The organism is Streptomyces sp. NPDC002867, assembly GCF_053591895.1.
Map to the genome: position 1 here is coordinate 12,640 of NZ_JBSFUR010000060.1, position 16,218 is coordinate 28,857.

The 16,218-nt window shown below is 66.2% G+C and carries 7 protein-coding genes and 1 pseudogene; 3 read left to right on the top strand and 5 right to left on the bottom strand.

Annotated elements, in window-relative coordinates:
* Positions 1–24: 24 nt before the first annotated feature.
* On the bottom strand, positions 25–3,081 hold the full coding sequence (locus ACWD0A_RS31495) for an FG-GAP repeat domain-containing protein (RefSeq protein WP_451303659.1): 3,057 nt from the start codon (positions 3,079–3,081) through the stop codon (positions 25–27).
* A 1,128-nt stretch (positions 3,082–4,209) separates the two neighbouring features.
* On the opposite strand from ACWD0A_RS31495, the gene ACWD0A_RS31500 reads away from it, so the two are divergent.
* Positions 4,210–10,821: a polymorphic toxin-type HINT domain-containing protein gene (locus tag ACWD0A_RS31500; protein WP_451303661.1), complete on the top strand. Its 6,612-nt coding sequence runs from the start codon at positions 4,210–4,212 to the stop codon at positions 10,819–10,821.
* A gap of 96 nt (positions 10,822–10,917) precedes the next feature.
* The gene (locus ACWD0A_RS31505; protein WP_451303663.1) at positions 10,918–11,592 is read left to right on the top strand and encodes a DUF6928 family protein; all 675 of its coding nucleotides are present in this window, start codon (positions 10,918–10,920) and stop codon (positions 11,590–11,592) included.
* 367 nt (positions 11,593–11,959) lie between these two features.
* On the opposite strand, the gene ACWD0A_RS31510 is transcribed toward ACWD0A_RS31505, so the two are convergent.
* From ACWD0A_RS31510 to ACWD0A_RS31525, 4 genes are all read right to left on the bottom strand, one after another.
* Positions 11,960–13,432, bottom strand: a complete 1,473-nt coding sequence (locus ACWD0A_RS31510; RefSeq protein ID WP_451303672.1) for a UvrD-helicase domain-containing protein — start codon at positions 13,430–13,432, stop codon at positions 11,960–11,962.
* A complete protein-coding gene (locus ACWD0A_RS31515) occupies positions 13,429–13,911 on the bottom strand; it encodes a hypothetical protein (RefSeq protein WP_451303665.1) in 483 nt (160 codons plus the stop codon). The genes ACWD0A_RS31510 and ACWD0A_RS31515 overlap by 4 nt, the downstream gene beginning before the upstream one ends.
* 3 nt (positions 13,912–13,914) lie before the next feature.
* Positions 13,915–14,817: a DUF6083 domain-containing protein gene (locus ACWD0A_RS31520; protein WP_451303667.1), complete on the bottom strand. Its 903-nt coding sequence runs from the start codon at positions 14,815–14,817 to the stop codon at positions 13,915–13,917.
* A 157-nt stretch (positions 14,818–14,974) separates the two neighbouring features.
* Positions 14,975–15,238, bottom strand: coding sequence for a helix-turn-helix transcriptional regulator (locus ACWD0A_RS31525; RefSeq protein WP_451303669.1), 264 nt, complete (start codon positions 15,236–15,238; stop codon positions 14,975–14,977).
* 606 nt (positions 15,239–15,844) lie between these two features.
* Between ACWD0A_RS31525 and ACWD0A_RS31530 the strand changes: the two are divergent.
* Positions 15,845–16,218: pseudogene (locus ACWD0A_RS31530) on the top strand (hypothetical protein); the annotation flags it as partial.

The window sequence follows — 16,218 nt, forward strand, 5'->3', positions numbered from 1 at the left end:
CCCGTGAAGAGTCGCGTTGCTGGTTTATCCCAGGGTCTTCAGAGAGGTCCAGCCACTCTCGCCCACCTGCTTGCGGGTTCCGTGTGTGGTCCTGTCGCCGGGATAGAACTGGAGCGTGCCATCGCTCTTGACGGCCCAGAGGTCCGGAATCCCGTCTGTCCCGGCGTCGGGTGTGCCTTGCAGCATGGGAAACGCAGCGCGTCCCCATCCTGTGGTGCCGTAGACCACTTCTGCTCCACCGGCCCCTGAGGTCGCGCTGGCGAAGGACGTGAAGTCGACGCCACCTGCTGAGGCTGGTTTGCCCTTGCGGAGCAGGAGACCGCGCTCGGTGTCGGGTCCGCGCATGAGGAGGTCTGCCACGCCGTCGCCGCTGATGTCCCGGACGCCGATCAGGTCGTAGCTGGTCCAGCCGCTCAGGCCGATCAGCTGCGCCTTGCTGAAGCTTGCGCCCGAGTATCCAGTGAACGCCCAGAGTTGCTGGCCCGCCAGGGCTACGGCATCGGGCTTTCCGTCTCCGGTGACATCCTCTGCGGCAACGATCTGTGTCAGAGCAGACGTGGCGGGCGCGCCTTCGGGAAGCAGAACTTCCAGGCGGGCGGAGACGTCGAGGGATCCGTATCCGTCCCCGGGATAGAGGTAGAGCTTGCCGTCGGGCATGCGTGCGAGGACGTCGGTGATGCCGTCACCTGGGTGCCAGTCCGTGGTGTGACTGATCAGTGCGTGCTTGTCCGAGTCCTGCCAGTAGCCGTCGTCCACGAGGGTTCCGTTGGCGTGTGCACCGGGCATGTGGATGTTCACGTCGCCCGCGCTGGCCGGGTACACCCGCAGGTTGCCAGTGGCGTCGACGGCGAGCAGGTCAGGATAGCCCTCGCCGGTGACGTCGCCGGGCTTGTCGAGGGTGCTGCGCGGCTTGACGTAGAAGCGGTAGGCACGCCCGGAAGATTCGTTACCGGCTGCGTCGACGGCTTTCACGTAGATGGTATTTGGGCCCGCGTACTGGGGCTGAACGTCGAGGAGCTGGGCACTGCCGTCGGCCTTCGCCGCGATTGTCTTGTCGTAGAGGGTGGTGTTGAGACTGTACTCGTAGGTCTTGACACCGTCGGCACTGTTCAGAGGCTTGAATGTGAAGTCTCCGGCTGTACCGAAGGGTTCCTTGGACCAGACGTCTGCTGTATCGGACTGGATGGGGAAGTCGGTCGACTCGATGACAGGACTGCCGGGGACTGAGTTGTCGATCGCGAAGGTGCAGTAACCGGAGGTACCTGACGGTCCGACAGCTGATTTCGCTCCCGATGCGTCAATGGCCGTAAGCGACCAGTAGTAGCTCTTCTTGTCGAGGAAGCTCTCGTGCGGGATCAGTTTCGAGGCCGTCCCGCTGCTGTTGACGGCAACGGCTTGGTCCAGCACAACCTTGGAGTTGTCCGTGGCCCAGATCTTGAAATGGAGTGACGCGAGGTCGTCGTCAGTATCGGTGCCCGTGCCGGTGAAGGTCAGGTCGCTCTTTCCGATGGTGGGGAACGGGGCCTCTACGTCGCATACACCGCCGGGGCTTATCTTCATGGCGTCCCGCCGCGGCTCGTTCGGAGCATGGTTGTAGGTGATCTCGATGTAGGGTGAACTCTCCCCGTTCGCCTGGAACTTCTTCCATGCGTTGTGATCGCCTTCGTCGGCAGCGCGGAGGCCGAGCGTGATCGTCGGCCACTCGCCGGCCGCAGCACTCTTGGCAGCGGGGTCGATCCTCAGGCCGACCCACTTGTCGGGGCACGTACCTGACTTGTATCCGTGACCGTTCGTGGCATCGGACTGGATGTCGGACCAGCTTGGTTGCTTGTTCCAGGTGTTGGTGCTGGAGATCGTTCCCGTGATGTGCAGGTTGTACTGCCGAGGGGCACAGCCCCACGAGTACGTCTGGAGCGCACGGAAGTATGCGGAGTAAATGCGGGCTCTGTGGATCTGCGAGCCGACTTCGAAAGTGAATACGGAGCGCGACAGGCCACCAGTGGTGGACTCGTAGCCGACGCGCGCTTCGTTGGTGCCGTCGTTAAAGTTCTGGCCGTTGAAGAAGCTGGAGTCCCGGTACCGGTCGTACAGCAGTGTCCAGTTCGTCTTCCGCCCCTTGAAGGAGGGGTCGACGAAGACGGGGTAGACGGTGTCGGGGTCCTCGAACACCTTCCGGTTGACATTCAGGGCGAGCACGTCGTTTGCGAGTGACGCATCCAGGACGGCGTCGTGGCTGCCGGGTTGTGGGCCGGCAAGTCCCGGCAGTTCGAGCGCGGTTCCTGAGCCCTCAGTGGGGCTCGGTGATGTTGATTCGCCCAACGTCACTTTGGGGTCACCTGCCGAGTCCCACAGGTACGGCGTGGGTGAAGAGGCGACTTCTTCCCCGTCGGCGTCCACGGCGCGGACGACGTTCGACGTCTCGTCGAGCCGGAATGTCAGGTGGGGCGAGTAAAGTTGGTAGTTGAGCCTGTCGAGGAGGGGATCCTGTGCGGCCTCGCGGGTGTGGACGATGAGCACGTGGGAGTAGCCGCCGTCCCTGGCGGTGAGCAGGAGGTCGATCCCTGGCCGCACGCCCTCGTAGAGGGCCCGGCTGCCACTGACTACTGGTGCAGGGAGAGAGCCCGGCCAGCGCACGACGAGTTCGTGGCCGCCCGTGGTGAGGCGGACGAGGTCACTCCACCCGTCGGTCGTCGCGTTCATTCGTGTTGCTGCTGCACTCAGGCCGGCCCGCGACTCGGCCCGGGATGCGCGTTCGCTGCCCGAGGTACCGGCGCTGAAGAGCAGGGGATCATTGACTGCCTTGGGCGCGTATCCGCCCTTGACGCGCTGCAGCGTGGTGTCGATCGGCTTCCAGACGCCGTCGACCTTGGCGCGGATCGTGTCGCTGTGCTTGCGCAGCCGGAACTTTCCGTCGGGCTGCGCGTACGTGTTGGAGTCGTCCGTGCGCTCGGCTACGACCTCGACGTCCTTGCCGGTCTTCCTGGCCTGCTTGAGGGCCTCGGCTGCGGTGATCGGTGCCTTGGCCGAAGGCGCCTGTGACTTGGGGGCCTCGGAGTCTGGTCCTGAGAGATGCACACCCACGGGTACAGCGACTGCTACGGCAAGCAGCGCTGCGAGGGCTGCAAGGCGCCGTCTCCTATTGCCCTGCCCACCACTTGACGGGGATGTCCGGCGGTTTGCGGAGCCTCCGGCCGCCGTCACCTCCTGGGGAGGAGACTTCTCCGCCGACTTCGAGGCTCGCATGCTGTCCCTTCCCCTCCAGATGTCCCCGCGAGAAAGCAACCGCCTCTGATCCCGCGCAGGAGTGTGCGGGCAGAGCATGACTCATCTCCACGTTTTCGTCACGACTGGCCCCGAGCGTCGTGAGGGAACCGGGATTGACGGGACGTCGTCTCACATCAGGGTCGAGAGACGTTGTGGCTCGCCGAGCCTCTTGGATGGACGGGCCAAAGGGGTGCGAATCGGTCTGGGTACCATCCCTTTGAGTCGCTTTCACCGAATAAGACCTTGATCATCCGCTGTGGGTAGTTGGGTCACGTGATCGCGCGCTTGGATCGCTAGTTCGCCTAACTGGCGTTGCATGCCGATTGCGTTGAGTTGTGGTCGTGATTGACGACACACATCCTTGGCGAGTGTGGATATCGCGTGTTGGCTGCCTGCACAATCGGCGGGCTATTCGTCGATCTCCCTGCCGTCGCCGTGCGTTGAGCCGGGGCAGTGCAGTGGAAGTGGGGGGCCCGCATGTCCTCGCCCGTTTCTGGGAGTCCTGTTCGTCTGCCCGGAACCGGCAGTGGAGGCCTGAGGGCCCGACGCCGTCTTCGCGCACGCGTTGCCGGCCTGCTTGTGTCGGGGCTGCTCGTTTCCACGTTGCTGCCCGGGCAGGCATGGGCCATCCCGCCGGACGACCCTCGTAACGGCGTCACCCTTCCTGACCTGCAACAAGAGGATCCCCTGGCGCCGGACGAGGCTCAGATCGGCCTGCTGAGCAACTGGTCCGGCGCACCGGTCGAGCCCCCGGTCGAGTACAACCCGACTGCCGTGGCACCGCCACCGGGCGATGCAGGAACTGTCAGCCTGGACACAGCCGGCGATCAGCTCGTGCAGGTCGAGGATCTGCCGGTGAAGCTCGGCAAGGCTTCTGCCACGACGACCGAACCGACCCCGCCTGCTCCTTCTGGCACTTGGGGTGTTGCCGTCGAGTCGCGGGCGGTGACCGAGGATGCGTCCATCGACGGTGCGATCCTCAAGGTCACGCCTCCGGCGACCGGTTCGACTCCGGTCGACGTGGAGCTGGACTACTCGAAGTTCGAAGACCTGTACGGCACGGAATGGGCTTCGCGTCTCAAGTTCACCCAGTTGCCTGAGTGTTTTCTCACGACTCCTGACCTGGAGGAGTGCACGACCGCGGTCGATGTTCCGAGCCTGAACGATCCTTCGGCCGACACGGTCCGTGCGACCATCGATCCGTCGGCCGGCCAACAGTCCGGCCTGTCCACGCAGTCCGGTGGCGGTCCGGTGGTTCTTGCCGCGTCCGACTCCGCGGCCGGTTCGGGCGGCTCCTACAAGGCGACACCTCTCTCTCCTTCCGGAACGTGGTCGGCCGGCGGCAGCAGCGGTGCCTTCTCCTGGACATACCCGCTGAGCGTCCCCGCTGCTCCGGCCGGCCCTTCTCCGAAGATCGCGTTCACCTACTCCTCGCAGGCGGTCGACGGGAAGACGTCCGTCGCGAACGGGCAGGCGTCGTGGGTCGGTGACGGATGGGACTACAACCCGGGGTTCGTCGAGCGCCGTTACCGCACCTGCTCGGACGACCGCGAGAACAGCCCGAACAACGCCGGCACCAGCAATAAGAAGAAGGCTGATCTCTGCTGGGCCAGTGACAATCTCTCGCTGTCGTTCGGCGGCTCCACGACCGAGCTCGTGCGGAACGAAACCGGTGAATGGCTTCCCGCAGAAGACAACGGCTCCAAGATCGAGTACAAGGCAAAGGACGGCGCCGCCAAGTCGGCGCAGACGAGCAAGTACGACGGCGAGTACTGGATCCTGACCACGCGGGACGGCACGCGGTACTGGTTCGGCAAGAACACGCTCACCGGCCGTTCTGCTACCAACTCCGTCTTCACGGTCCCCGTCTTCGGCAATCACACCGGTGAGCCGTGCCATGCGACCGCCTACGCCGACTCGTCCTGCGAACAGGCCTGGCGCTGGAACCTGGACTATGTCGAGGACATCCATGGCAACGCCATGGTCATCGACTGGTTCCAGGAGAAGAACAACTACGCCCAGAACGGGAAGTTCAAGCAGCACGTCAATTACGTCCGCGGCGGCTACCCGACTCAGATCGTCTACGGCCTGCGTTCCAGCGACCTCAGCGGCCCGCCGGCCGGCAAAGTGACCTTCACGGTCGCAGAGCGGTGCATCAAGGAAGGCACCGTTGCCTGCTCCGACGACGAGTTCAACTCGAAGAACTACGAGGACAAGCAGCCCTGGTGGGACACCCCGTCCACGCTGCACTGCAAGAACGACACGACGAAGAAGTGCTACATCACCGCGCCCACGTTCTGGAACCGTGTCCGGCTAGCCGCGGTCACCACATACGGCCAGCGCACCCAGGGTTCCACGGCCTTGTCGCTGGTCGACCGGTGGAACCTACACCAATCGTTCCCCAAGCAGCGCACAGACACCCACCCGCCACTGTGGCTGGAGTCGATCACCCGAACCGGTTTCAGCACCGCCACTAACGGGAACGGCGACCAGGTCAGCACGGCGCTTCCGGCGGTGTCCTTCCTGCCGAACGTCGTCGACATGCCGAACCGTGTGGCCAAGGGCGCAACTGACCAGACGCCCGGCTTCGACCGGCTGCGTGTGGAGACCATCCGCACCGAGACCGGCGGCGAGATCCACGTCGACTACTCAGACCCGTGCCCGGCAGGATCGACGCACCCGCAGCCCCAGGACAACAAGAGCCGGTGCTTCCCCGTCCACTGGTCACCTGACCCGGACCTGGAGAAGCCCCCTCTCGAGTGGTTCAACAAGTACGTTGTGGACCGGGTCATCGAAAAGGACCGCGTAGCCCGCCAGCCCGACGTCGTCACCTCCTACACCTACGGAAACGGCGGCGACGATGCCGCCTGGGCCAAGGGAACCGACGAGTTCACCAAGGCCACGCTGCGGACCTACGACCAGTGGCGCGGCTATGCCGAAGTGGTCGTGAAGAAGGGCGTCACCGCCAACACGGGGGGCACCGACGCGACGGAGCAGTCCCAGACGCGTACCCGCTACTTCCGGGGCATGTCCGCCGATGCCGGCCGGGCGAAGATCATCGTCAAGGACTCGACGGGCAGCGAGGAACTGGGCGAGGACCTGCGCGCCTACCAAGGCAGGGTCGCGGAGACCATCACGTACACCAAGGCCGGCGGCACCGTCGCCACGCGCGAGGTCCACTGGCCGACATCCCAGGTTCTCGCCACCCGTGCCCGGGACGGTCTGCCGGCCCTGGAGGCCGTGCGCACCGCCACGGTGCGCACCGACAAAATCCAGTCCGTCAGCGGCAACCGCACCCGGACCGTCCGCACGCGCACCACCTACGACTCCGCCTATGGCCTTCCGACCAGATCGCACACCCTGAGCCTGACACCGGACGGCGAGGCGACCTGGAAGACCGGTGACGAGGCGTGCACGACCACGACGTACGTCCACAACACGGCCAAGCACCTGATCGGCCTTCCACAACGGGTGCGCACGGCAGTCGGCGACTGTGTCGAAGCGGGCTTTGCGACCGGCAACCAGGTCATCTCCGACACCAGGATTTCCTACGACGCCCTGGCCGCGTTCGGGACCGAGCCGAGCAAGGGCCTGCCGTTCCAGGTCGACACGGTGGACGGTGACGGATCGAGCTGGATCACCTCCGTACGCACCACCTACGACGAGCTGGGCCGTCCGACCAAGGTCACGGACGCCGCCGGCAACTCGAGCAGCACCTCGTTCACACCGAACGAGGGGCCGGCGTTCGAAGTGACCACCACGAACGCGGCCGGCCACGAGTCGAGATCGGTCCTCGACCCGGCCCGCGGCACGGTCCTGTCCAGCACCGACCCCAACGGCAGGAAGACCACCAGCACCTACGACGAGCTGGGTCGCGTCAAGGGAGTCTGGGCACCTTCCCAGCAGGGATCGACGTCGGCCACAGTGGAGTTCGACTACCAGCTCGCCGCCGGCAAGCCTCCGGCCGTCACCACGAGCACCCTGCGCGACAACGGCACCTACGAGGACTCCGTCACGATCTACGACGGCCTGCTGCGTGCGCGTCAGACGCAGTCCGAGGCGCTCGGCGGCGGCCGTGTCATCACCGACAACCTCTACAACGCCAACGGCACCGTCCGCCAGACCAACAACGCCTACCTGGCCGAGGACGAGCCCAAGACGGAGATCTTCGTCCCGGAGTCGGTCACCGTCGTGCCGAACTCCACCGAGACCGCCTACGACGGGCTCGGCCGCCCCCTCCGCACGACCACGATGCACGCCGACGTGCCCCAGCACTCGGCCACAGCCCAATACGAGGGCGACTGGACACTGACGCGCACCGGCATGTCGGCCGACGGCAAGACCCCGATGCCCGGCAGCCGCGCCGTGAAGACGTGGACGGACACGCTGGGACGCACCTCGCTGGTCCAGCACTACACCGCCACCGACCTGACGCTGCCGATCGACACGTCCTACGCCTTCGACCCGCGCGGCAAGCTGGCCACGGCGAAGGACGCCAAGGGCAACACCTGGACCTACACCTACGACGCCCGCGGACGCCTGACCGACAGCACAGACCCGGACATGGGCGCCGCCCACTTCGGCTTCAACGCCCTGGACCAGCAGATCTGGTCCCAGGACACCCAAGGCCGCAAGCAGTACACGACGTACGACGTGCTCGGGCGGCAGACCGAACTGCGCGAGGACTCCGCGACAGGACCGCTCGTCGCCAAGTGGACGTTCGACTCGCTGCCCGGAGCCAAGGGACAGCCGGTCGCATCCACGCGCTACTACGGCAGTGCAGAGTTCACGAGTGAGATCACCGGCTACGACGCGGAGTACCGCCCCACCGGCTCGAAGATCACGATCCCGAGCACTCCGAACACGACCGGTCTGGCGGGCACGTACGCCTACACCAACACGTATACGAAGACCGGCAACCTCCAGTCCGTGCAGCTCCCGGCGACCCCAGGCGGTCTCGCGGCCGAGAAGCTGATCACCCGCTACAACGGCGAAGGCTCGCCGATCACGACATCGGGCCTCGCCTACTACACCGCGGACACCCGCTACAGCCCCTTCGGCGAGGTCCTGCGGACCGCCTCGGGCCAGGCACCGCGCCGAGTGTGGACGACGAACGAGTTCGACGAGAACACCGGCCGCGTCACCGCCTCCCTCGCGCACCGGGAGACAGCGAACCCGAACCTGATCTCGTCACTGACCTACGGCTACGACACGGTCGGCAACATCACCTCGATCACGAACACCGAGTCAACGACGGCCGTCGACCGCCAGTGCTTCGCCCACGACCCGATGGGCCGCCTCACCCACGCCTGGACCGGCACCACCGACTGCCCCAGGGCCTCTTCCGCACAAGGCGCCGGCCCCGACCTCAGCCAGGTCGCTCCCGGCCCAGCCGGATCCGGCTACTGGCACTCCTACACGTTCGACGCCATCGGTAACCGGACCGAGATGACGGTCCACGACCTCACCGACGCCACGCTGAACGACGTCCACAGCTACACGTACGGCACCCCGATCTCCGGCGCCCAGCCGCCAATCCTCGCCCAGCCGCACACGCTGACGAAGGTCACGTCCACGGAGAAGACCGCCACCGGAAGCGTCGACTCCATATCCACCTACACCTACGACACAGTCGGCAACACGACCGAACGCGTCATCGGCGGCGACACCCAGGCCCTGAAATGGGACCGGCGCAACAAGCTGACCTCGGTCGACACCGACAACAACGGCACGGCCGACGTCACCTACCTGTACGACGCCTCCGGCTCCCGGCTGATCGAGGACGACGGCACCACCCGCACCCTCTTCCTCGGCGAAGCCGAGATCACCGTCAGCGCCGCCGGCCAGGCCATCAACGCCCAGCGCTACTACAGCCACCCCGGCGCGCCGGTCACCGTCCGCTCCACGGGCGGCAAGACGACGGGCCACACCCTCACCGTCCTGCTCAGCGACCACCACAACACCGCCACCACCGCGGTCGAGCTCTCCGACGGCCAGCCGGTGACCCGCCGCCGCTACGACCCCTACGGCAACCCCCGCGGCACCCAACCCGCCACCTGGCCCGGCCGCCACACCTTCCTCGGCACCGGCATCGACGACCCGAAGACCGGCCTCACCCACATCGGCGCACGCGAGTACGACTCGGAAACCGGCCGCTTCCTGTCCGCCGACCCGATCCTCGACCTCACCGACCCGCTCCAGATGAACGGGTACACCTACGCCAACGGCAACCCGATCATGCTCTCCGACCCGACGGGCCTGCGCCCGGACGGCGCCTGCGGCGGCAGCAACTCCTCCTGCAACGGCGAAACGGAGACCTGGACCCAGAACGACGACGGCAAATGGGAGCCCGACTCAGACCCCAACGACACCACCCCCACCGACAACGACGAAGCGTCCGCCAACAACCCGATCAATCAAGCGAACGACTACGTAACCGACGCTGCACTCGCCTACTTGGGCCAAAAGGGCTACAAGCAGTGGCGCGACGTATTCAGTCGGAACTATTCACAGATCTACCGCTCGTGGCAGCGCGACGAAAGCAACGCAAAGAACGTCTACGCCGCAGCACTCAACGCCTGCTTCAACGGCGCAAAGTGCCCCCAGGCGCTCAAGAACATCCTCTACGACGCCTACTTCGGAACGCTTCACGACCTCCCCATGAGTGATGGCGGCGGTGGCGCCGCTCTCGCCGCCGTGGCTGCCGCCGGCAAGGCCAAGGGCCTGACCGGCAAGACGGGCTCGGGCTCGCCCTGCGCAGGACGCAACAGCTTCGTCGCCGGCACGGAGGTCCTCCTCGCCGACGGCTCGAGCAAGCCGATCGAGGAGCTCGAGCCAGGCGACGAGGTCATGGCCACTGATCCCGAGACAGGCAAGACATCCTCGGAAGCCGTCACCGCAACGATCTTCACCCGAGATGACAAGACATACGTAGACCTGACGTTCACCACAACTGACGGCGTCCGGACGATCACGACGACGGACCACCACCCCTTCTGGTCCCAATCCGAAGACGCTTGGCTCGACGCAAGCGACCTGCGTCCCGGCATGACCGTCCGCACCGAGACAGGCGCCGAGGTAGAGGTCCACGCCACCCGCACCTACAGCGCAGTACAGGACACGTACAACCTCACCGTCGCCGACCTCCACACGTACTATGTGATAGCGGGCGACACGCCGATCCTCGTCCACAATGTTGGAAATTGCCCTACGACTGGACTTCCACATGGGCCTCTCGGAGAGGCTGCGACGCTGGATCGACTCCAGAAGGGTGGATACACAGATATCACCGCCGAAGTTCGCTTCATAAACAGCAATGGCGATATCTTTCGTGCCGACTTCGTGGCTCGCGACCCTCGAGGCAATTGGGTGGCAGTTGAAAGTAAGACTGGGCGGGGGGCCACGATGAGCGACAACCAGGCTGTTGGGTATGCCGACTTGGGCAATGGAGCCGGTGCCGTCCTGAATACTAGTCGAGTTCCCGGGCTCAGGAAGGGCAGTACGGTCAAGATGAAGGTCGAAGTCGATCTTTGGCAATGCGGGTCCTGCACCCCCTAGTCCCGGTCATCGGGGGGATATAATCGTGGCGACCACCACGTCGCCCGGACCAATATCAGGTGCTCCAGTACGCCCGAAAATCAGAGAGGTGCCCCGATGGGATCAAAGTCGGCAATTCTGGTATTTGCCGAGGGTGACCCGCGTGACGCTCTGCACCCGGGAATTACAGCCGAGATTTCAGATGCGAAAAGCTTGGCCGAGGATTTCTTCGACGGCCCCTTCGAATCGGCCACTTATGTCACACTGGAGGAAGCGGTTTGGCCTGAACCCGGGATGGTTTGCACAGGAAGGTTCACCGGAGTAGATATCATCTGCGCCAGAGACCTAGTACCAACACAGCCCAGTGATCTGAACTCCGATATTGTACGGCTGGCGGATGACCGAAACGCATACGCAGTCTTCATGCACAGCGGCACGGATTCACTCTCTTTCGCCACATGGGAAAACGGCCGACTCGTTCGCTCACTGTCCCTTTCGCCTGATGATGGCGTGGTGCAGAACTATGGCGACCCGCTGGAATTTGAGTCCCCCTACTGGACGGGCGCCCATTCGATCTCTCACGCCCCGAACTATCCACTTCCGTTTCACCCATTGAACCTCGGCAACGAAGCGTTGCGGAACTTCTTCGGTTTCATCCTGGAGGGGCGACCCGATGCAGACTGCTTTGATCCCGAGGAGATCACCCTGTGCGGATTTCGCAACATCGGCTCCAACCGGTCTACGAGTGAACTTTTGAGGTCGCAATCACAGTCGATGACAAAGCGTCAGTGACTGACCAAGATCGCATGCGGGTCCGCTACTAAACAGACACTGCCCAAAGGAAGTATTTCAGGTCGACCCACTTCCTTGAAAGAAATACCCCGGGAGTGCTGGGATTACGGAAGCTGGAACGTGCACCACCAGAGTGGTCACCTGTTTCGCTGGAAATACGGCTCCCGGTCAGCTGGTTATCCTCCGCTGAACGGAACTGCGCCCTTCTTCACCAGGGAGCATTTCAACGGCCGGGCACGAAGGCTGAACGGGGTGACCACTTGCCGAGGTGGCCGCCTCTCGCTTCTTCCGGGCAGTCTCCGGCATTGCCGCACCGTTCTGATGTGGACTGCCTCCAGGAGGACGGCCTACACGCCTCAGACCAGGCTTACGACACAACCGCTGACGCCTCGGGGTGGTCGTTGACCCAGGACAGGCCTCCGATGTCGAGGCGGGCGCATGCCCGAGTGACGGCGACGTAGGCGAGACGTGCTTCGGCGTCGTCGATCGGGCTGGGGACGGGTCTGCCGCAGGCATCGTGTTCGTCAGTGTCGGCGGGCGGGGTGAAGTCAGGGGCGATTTTGACGGTGTTCCATTCGCGGCCTTTGGAGCGGTGGGCGGTGGAGACGGTGACGTCCGCGGAGGACTCGGGAATGAGCTGGTCGACTGCAGCGAGGATGGCGTCGGCGCCGTGCTGGTCGATCAGGTCGACGAAGGGCTTCAGGTCGCGGCCGGCGGGGTCGTTCTCTGCGTAGTCCTGCAGGTCGCTCCAGGTGGGGAACAGGAGGAGCTCGGGGTGCCAGGTGCGGCGGCCTTCTTTGAGGTCGCGGGCGGCGGCGGCCAGGGCGCGCAGGCTTTCCCCTCCCCCGACCAGGGCGACGCGGTGGCCGGCTTTGAGATGGTGCATGACTTCGGTCATGGCACCGACGTTGGTGCGGCACAGCACTGCCTGCGGGTCGGTTACAGGGGCGAGCTCGGTCGCAATGGTGGGGGTGCCGGTCAGGCGGATGGGAGCGTCGGCTACCTGGAGCCAGCGGTTGGCTTCGTCAGCCAGGCGGGGGCCGAAGCGGAACGACTGGGTCAGGGTGAGGTGGGTGCCGTCGAAGCCGGTCATGATGTCGCGGGCGCCGCGCCATCCGTAGATGGCCTGAGCGGAGTCGCCGACGATCACGAGTTGGGCGTGGTTTCGCTGGGCTTTGATGACGTGTTCGAGGACGGGGTTGGTGTCCTGGGCTTCGTCGAGGAGGAGGTAGTCGGCTTCGATGGTCGGGTCGGTGAGGGCCCAGATCTTGAGGTAGTGGTCGTGGTCGAAGCGGACGACGCCGTCGTCGGGATGCTGTAGATCGGCCCAGGCTTTGCGGGCGAAGGGCAGTACGGTATCAGCGAGTTGGGCACGGTGCGCGGGGTCGTCGAGTCCCCGGAGGCGTGGCACGTGACGGTGGGTGAGAGTGCGGTCGGCTGAGTGACAGTAGTGGGTCACCGTCTTCAGCACGGCCTGAGAGAGGGCCTTGTGCGTGACTTCCCGGTTGCCGATGTGAACGGGCTTGGTGATGCCGAGGGCCTGCCCGGTTCGCCAGCCGGCCTGGCGGGGGCCGCCCAAGCGGCGGGCGTAGCGGTGGCCGACGGCCGCGAAGGCGAGGGCATGGGCGGTCTTGCAGGTGACGGTCGGCGGGAAACGGGTGGCGGCGTCGAGGGCGATGGCCTTGTTGAAGGCGATGTAGCGGCCTCGACGGTGTGGGGTGGCGGCGGCGAGCAGGGTGAGGGTGCTGGTCTTGCCGGTACCGGCGCCTGCCTGGAGGGCGAGGTGGTCGCCGGCCTTGAAGGTGTCGGCGGCGGTGGTCTGTTCGTCGGTGGGGTTCAGCACCCTGATGCTCCATGCGTGGTGGGTTGGTTGATGGTGCGGGCCGCGGCGGCCAGCAGCTGATGCGGTGTGCTCCAGGTCAGGAGCTCGTCGAGTGCAGCATCGAGCTGCCGGGCTCTGTCATGTTCGGCGCGCGTCAGCGCGCGGTGTACAGCAGCGGTGAGGTGGGCTTCGGTGCTGCGGCCTTCTCGGCGTGCGGCGTCCGCGAGCCGGGCGTGGACACGCTCTGGCAGAGCGACGTTGACGAGGATGCTGCCGGTGGTGTCGGGGTAGTGGGTGGTCAGGATGTCGATCGGCAGCAGGTGCTCCAGGCGGGCCCGGGTGCGTTGAAGGGCCTTGCGGGCGGTCTTTCCCCGGGCGACGGTCATCAGCCGTGTGCGGTCGGCGTCCGCTGCCAGGGCCATGGCCTGGGCGGCGCGGCGGAGTTCGCCGGGTGTGGCCGGGCGGGTCAGGGTGATCTCGACGGCATGCAGGGGCATGGTTCACGCCTGGCCGCGAGGAGGACGAGCGGGGCAGGTGCGGGAGTTGGGGCGGCCCGTTCGCCGGGCGCTGTCGGGGAGGCGGTGGTGGATGTGGGCGTGGTGGAGCAGCGGGTCGAAGGGTTCCCAATCGGTGAGAGCCAGGTCGGCGGCCACGGGGGCGGCTGCGTGTGTGGTGCAGCGTTGGGTGCGCCAGCGGATCTGAGTGTCGTAGAGCAGGTGGCTGAGGTCGTAGACGGCCATGTCACGGGCAGGCAGTGCGAGTTGCCCGTGACGGGCGGTGGTGGGCATGAGTGTCCAGGTCCCGCTGGGGTCGGCGGGGTCGAGGACGGGGTTGGTGCAGCGGTGTCGTCTGCGGGTCTGGGCGACGCACTGGATGGCGTCGATTGGGCGGGCGGCGAGGTAGCGGCCGTAGAGGATCTGCACGATGGGCCTGGCCGGCCGGCATGTGGCGGCTGGTGAGAGGGGCTCGGATTCGGCGGCGGGGGTGAAGGCGCCGGTGTCGAGCAGGCGGCGGGTGCGCAGGGCGAGACGTCGGCGCAGCTCTGCCAGAGGCGGTGTCAGCTGCTCGGGGGCATCCTCTGCGGGGCAGAGCAGGGTGTGCGGGATGCGGCACCAGGCAGAGCCGTCGTGTGAGGGATAGGCGACACCGGAGGCGACGTGCCAGCGGCAGACGGCCGGGACAGCGGCTGAGGGCAGTTCGTGGAAGTGCAGGCCGATCGGGCGACCGTGGGAACGCGTGTACCAGTCGGTGTGGTTTCCGCAGGTGCGGCATGGGCCGGGTTGGGCGGCACGTAGTAGGCGGCTGGGGCTGTCGGCGGCTACGCGAAGGGAGCGCAGAGGGCGGCCGGTCGCAGGTGTGCCGTCCCAATGGCGGCGCTCCGGGCAAGGGTTGGGCAAGGACATGGCCGCGACGGTGACAGGTGACGCGCCGGAACAATGGTGCACGTGCCGCCTATGTCACGCCGACGGCCCAATTCTCGGGAACATCTATGCGCCCTGTCGCTCTCGTATCCGATTCAGGATCCCATCCGAGTGATCTCGGTGCCGGGCGGCCGTGTGGCTAGTCGGCAGCGTCCGCGGGCGGGGTGTGGCCTTCGCAGAGGGTGCCGAGGAGGTGGTCGATGGACACGTCGAGGGCGTGCGCGAGGGCGTGCCAGCTCTTGAGGGTTCCGATGGTGTGGCCCTGCTCGATGTCGATGAGGGTGCGCCTGGCCAGGCCGCTGCGATGGGCGAGTTCGTCGTAGGTCCAGCCGCGTTCGCTCCTCAGGCGCGCCAGCTCCTGGCGTAGCGCGGTGAGGTTCGGGTCGGGCGGGAAGATCGTCACCCCACCATCCGAAGGTGCAGACCCCTGCCCTGTCAGTGCAGACCTCTGCCCTATTTCTGCAGGTGGCCGCGCGTGGCAGAGTGCAGAGGTCTGCACTACGGTGTGCGGCCGCCGCCACTCCCCCGCGGCCGAACAGCACCATCACGCACGGCTGACCGCCGGCGCAGAAGCAGGAGGACAGCGCAGATCATGAGGCCGTGCCCCACGTATCCCTTGCTGCCCCGCACCTGGACGGTGGAGCTGCGCCCCCATCCAGGCGGCCCCACGCTGCACTGCCACCGCTGCGCCACGACCGGCCAGCGCCCCGGCGCACAGGGCGGACGCCCGGCAGCCCTCGCTCATCTCGCCGGCCACGCCCGCCGCGACACGCTTCCCGCGCATCTGCGTACCTGCCAGTGCCATGAGCGCGGCTGCCGATGGCATCCGCGGCACCGCGGATGCGCCGGCCCCGTTCTCCTCGTCCTCACCCAGGAACGGGGAGGCCGGGTGTGGCGATTGGCAGATGTGTGCGCCGCCTGCGCCGCAGCTACCCCTCGAACCGCCGTGGTCCCCGACACCACCCTCAGTACACAGCGGTCGGCAGGACCGGCTCCTCGACCGGGGAGCATGAACCGTCTCGAGCTGCCGGAGCGCGTCCTCGTCCAGGACACACTGGCCTCCTTGCATGCATGCCTGCCCGAGGACGTCGGCGCGCTGGCACGACTGCTCGCCGTGCAGTGCACGCTGCGCGCCGGAGCAAGCGGCCAGGTCGCTCTGCCGGCCGGCCTGTTGCGCGGCATGCGGCTCGGCTCGACGCTGACCCCGTGGTGCGAACTCGAGGACGCCCACTGGCTCATGCGGCTCACCGCATCACCAGGGCGATCACCCGGGCCTGTGTGGGTGCAACTCCTGAGCCACCACGGCCCGCACCCCGCCCGGCACCAGCGTGCTCGGGCAGCAGACTGGGCACTGCGCACCGCCCGGAAGTACGGCGCCGACGA